Source organism: Desulfobacula sp. (assembly GCF_030611305.1).
Taxonomy (GTDB): Bacteria; Desulfobacterota; Desulfobacteria; order Desulfobacterales; family Desulfobacteraceae; genus Desulfobacula.
In genome coordinates this window covers 1-3,821 of record NZ_JAUWQB010000157.1, presented here as the reverse complement: position 1 = coordinate 3,821, position 3,821 = coordinate 1, and the positions used below count along the sequence as shown (strand labels likewise).

At 40.9% G+C, this 3,821-nt stretch carries 4 protein-coding genes; all 4 read left to right on the top strand.

Annotated elements, in window-relative coordinates; translation table 11 throughout:
- The first annotated feature begins 358 nt into the window (after window positions 1-358).
- The 4 genes from QAI40_RS17040 (at window position 359) to QAI40_RS17025 (ending at window position 3,518) form a co-directional block, all read left to right on the top strand.
- Window positions 359-679 carry a toll/interleukin-1 receptor domain-containing protein gene (locus tag QAI40_RS17040; RefSeq protein WP_304511928.1) on the top strand — a complete coding sequence of 107 codons (321 nt, stop codon included), beginning with the start codon at window positions 359-361 and terminating at the stop codon, window positions 677-679.
- A gap of 216 nt (window positions 680-895) precedes the next feature.
- Entirely contained in the window at window positions 896-1,384 is a 489-nt protein-coding gene (locus QAI40_RS17035) for a hypothetical protein (protein WP_304511927.1), read from the top strand.
- Window positions 1,385-1,476: 92 nt separating this feature from the next.
- The gene (locus QAI40_RS17030; protein ID WP_304511926.1) at window positions 1,477-2,685 is read left to right on the top strand and encodes a DDE-type integrase/transposase/recombinase; all 1,209 of its coding nucleotides are present in this window, start codon (window positions 1,477-1,479) and stop codon (window positions 2,683-2,685) included.
- 8 nt (window positions 2,686-2,693) lie between these two features.
- The gene (locus QAI40_RS17025) at window positions 2,694-3,518 is read left to right on the top strand and encodes an ExeA family protein (RefSeq protein ID WP_304511925.1); all 825 of its coding nucleotides are present in this window, start codon (window positions 2,694-2,696) and stop codon (window positions 3,516-3,518) included.
- The last annotated feature ends 303 nt before the right edge of the window (window positions 3,519-3,821 follow it).

Genomic DNA, 3,821 nt, shown 5'->3' with positions numbered 1-3,821 from the left:
CTACAACGACGTTTCCATTGCATTGCTTGCAAGGCAGATAGGGGCGGTAGTTGTGACGGCAAATATCTCCGATTTTAAAAAAATCCATCAGGTAGTTGATTTCAAATTCAGGAAGGTGATGTGAGCTTTAGGTCTGCACGTAAAAGGAAAAACCAAAAAGAAACAGAAAGCCGACGTACCAGGACAGATAAAGTTGTTTTAAAAACACATTCAAAAATTATAAGAAAATCAACATTTATTCGTCAAGTGGTTTTAAATTTGATATTAGACAGAAACTATATACTAACTGGTTATGTGTAGAGTATTGTTACTAAAGTGATAAGTGGTAATGTGAAAATAAAAAAAGAGGAATGATACTATGAAACAAAATGAAAAATTAAAGCTGTTTATCAGTTATTCGCATCTTGACGAAGAACACATAAAAGAGTTCATAAAACACATTACACCATTAAAAAACAATAGCTTGATAGAGGATTGGTATGATCGAAAAATAATACCAGGTCAAGACTTTCAAAATGATATAGACAATAAATTGGAAAATGCAGATATCATTTGTTTGTTTATCTCTGCAAGTTTTCTCTCATCACCAGCTTGCATAGAAGAAAAAAGAAAGGCTTTAGAATTAAAGAAAAAGAAAGGAATTGCAGTTGTTCCAATTATTTGTAGAGAGTCGCTTTAATATCCCCAAAATACCGCATAAATTCCCAAGTTACATTACCAAAGTGAAAAAAATCAGGTATTAAAAGATAAGAAAATCCATCGTTTTTTAAAGCAGCCAGCAGGACCGCCCTATGCCTTTTATCCTCCTCCCCCCTTTTTGGGGGGATAAGAGGGGGGGCATATGTTATACCCTCAATGAAATATTGGCTTATTTCAAAACAAAGAGGAGGAACATATGCCCCGAACCTGGGATTCATTGATAACTGTTTTGTCAGAAATTACAAGAAAAAATTGTGTAGCACTTATCTGCTGTCCCCACTGCGGGAACCGTCATGCCTATATAAAATGGGGCTTTTACAGCCGGTATTTGTTTAATGATGAATTGATAAATATCCAGCGCTTTCGCTGTGATAATGATTTATGTCCACGAAAAACGTTTTCAATTTTTCCTCATGCCTTGTTGCCAATAATCCGGGCATCTTTATGCATGTTAATGTATGTCCTTACAATGTATGAGCAAGGAGAAACTATTGCTAAAATTGCCAGGCATACCGGCAGTAACTGGCCACGGATGCAACGGTGGATAAAAAAAGCCTTGAGCATCCGGAATTGGTTCAGGCAGGAATATGACATTCGCCCCTCCCCCTGTTTGTCTTCTGGTAAATTTTGGGCATCATTTACCAGGGATTTTTCCTGGGCTTTTTACCCGGAAAGGTTTAGGTAAAAAAACACCAACACAAAACGTATATTTAATAAAAGCAGTCACTTTGTTAAACGATTCTTCATGAAGTTAATTTTTTAATACAGGAGGATCGAATGATAGAACAAAATGACGAGAAATTTGAACTGGGTTTATGGCGTTACGGGATTATCAGTCCACTTTTGCACAGGGATGCCAATAGCCTACCAACAGGAGAATTGCTTGACCAGGCATCCTGGCAGCGGTACGTTCACCCCAATGGATCTCATATCACCCTGAGTGCAGAAACCATTAGGAAATGGCTATACCGTTATATTGGTGGAGGATTACCAGCTCTAACAGGTCAAACAAGATCTGATAAAGGCAAACACCAAATCCCTGACAATATAGCCTATGCAATGGTTACCATACGTAAGGAACATCCAAGATGGACCCTTGCCAGAACAATCAAGGAATTGGGTCAAACTGGCAAATGGAACGGCCACAAACCCAGTAGATCCAGTATTTACAGGTTTGCAAAAGCCCATAACCTGCAGAGAGATCCGCATATTCATCAGGAAATGAGACGACCCTATGCCTTTGATCATTTTGGCCAATTATGGATAGCCGATTTTCTCCATGGTCCCAAATTGTTCAAAGATCGGAAAAAACAAAAAACTTATCTCCACGTCATTCTGGATGACAGCAGCCGTTTTATTGTCCATGGTGGATTTTATCTCACTGAATCGGTAGAACCTTTAATCTATGATCTTATGGGAGCTGTTAGAAGGTTTGGAATTCCACAACGATTTTATACCGACAATGGTTCGGCTTATGTCAGCCGACACTTGAAAATACTTTGTGCCAGGAACGGGATTGATTTAGTCCATACTCCGCCGTTCGTCCCTCAGGGCCGGGGCAAAGTAGAGAGGTTCTTCAGAACTGTCAGAGATCAGTTTCTTTGTGATAAATTTAAAACCGTTAAACAGGTCAACGATGCTTTTAAAATATGGGTTGGCAGATATCACGAAACCCTGCACTCATCTCTTACGTGTTCACCTTTGCAAAAAAGGCTGCAAACCAAAAATCTTTGTCGTACTCTTGGGCCATCAATTGACATTGAATCTCTGTTCAGGATGGAACGGCGGTGCAGGGTTTACAATGATTGCACCATCCACTTTAAAAAAATCAGACATGAAGTCCCCGGGTGCCTGCCAGGTTCCAGGGTGACGATTTATTATATGCCGTGGGACAGAACCTGCATCTATTACGGTGATGAAATGAAAAAGGCGCGTATCCTTGACCTCAGTGCCAATGCAAGACGATTTGAACATCCAAACCAATAGGAGGTATTATGCTGAACCATGGAGAATCCCCTGCAGAATTTTTTAATTATAAATATCATCCGTTTGCAGACACATACCGATTGAAAATCCCTTATCTGGGAGAGCAGGACAACCGGTTCTACAGAACTGCGCTGTCTTTGATCTCAACAGGTAAAAGTTTTGCCCTGTCCGGACTGTCCGGTGCAGGAAAATCTACATTGATCCATTATATTTTATCCCGGCTTGATGTGAATTGTTACAAGCCTTCTCTGGTCCATTATGGAGGGTTGCAGCGCAATGGTATGCTTAAAGCCCTTGCAGATGTGCTCGGTGTGGATACCAATGGCAGAACTGTGCCATTGCTGATTAACTTACAAAAACAGATCATGAACATGGCATCGGAAAACCGAAGCGTGTTCCCGGTATTTGTTATTGATGATGCCCATCTGGTGGAAAAGGAATCCTTGATGGATATCTGTTCTCTGATGTTTAATCCTCTCAAGGAAACAGTGGGGGCAAGTTTTATTCTTGTGGGAGATGAGACCCTTGAAAAAAAACTTTCACTGCAAATTATGGCATCCGTCAGAACCCGGCTCACTGGGCAATTTAATTTGAATGGCCTGAATGACAATGAAAGCCTTGAGTTCATAAAATTCAGGATATCCAATGGCGGCGCCCCTGAAACTTTGTTTGATCCTGATGCGTTAAGCATCATGTCTTCCCATTGCAGGGGGAACCGACGTCAAATCATGAATATGGGCACACTGCTTTTGGCTGAAGCCTTTTACAGACAGGAAAAAACCATCAGCGCCGAATTAATCTACAATTGCGACCAAATAGAGATATCTGAGTAAAACGGAGGCATACGAGGGGGGACCCCGATGTCAAGGGATAGCTCAGTGCGGTAGACTGCTGTCTGCTTAGGGCCTGATGGTTTTATGACTGCCGGGCCCTACCTCTATCCTGAACTGGTAAAATAACTTGGCATTTTCTTGGGATCAGACTGCGACAATCAACAACTAATTTCGGAAGAGTCTTTTTTATCTTCATAAGACCCAGCTTATTCATGTGCCAACGTATAGTACGTGAAGAGATAGTTGTTTTTTGGGTATCATTTATCAACTCCGTAAGTGCTTGACTCGAGGTGGAATGTCCTG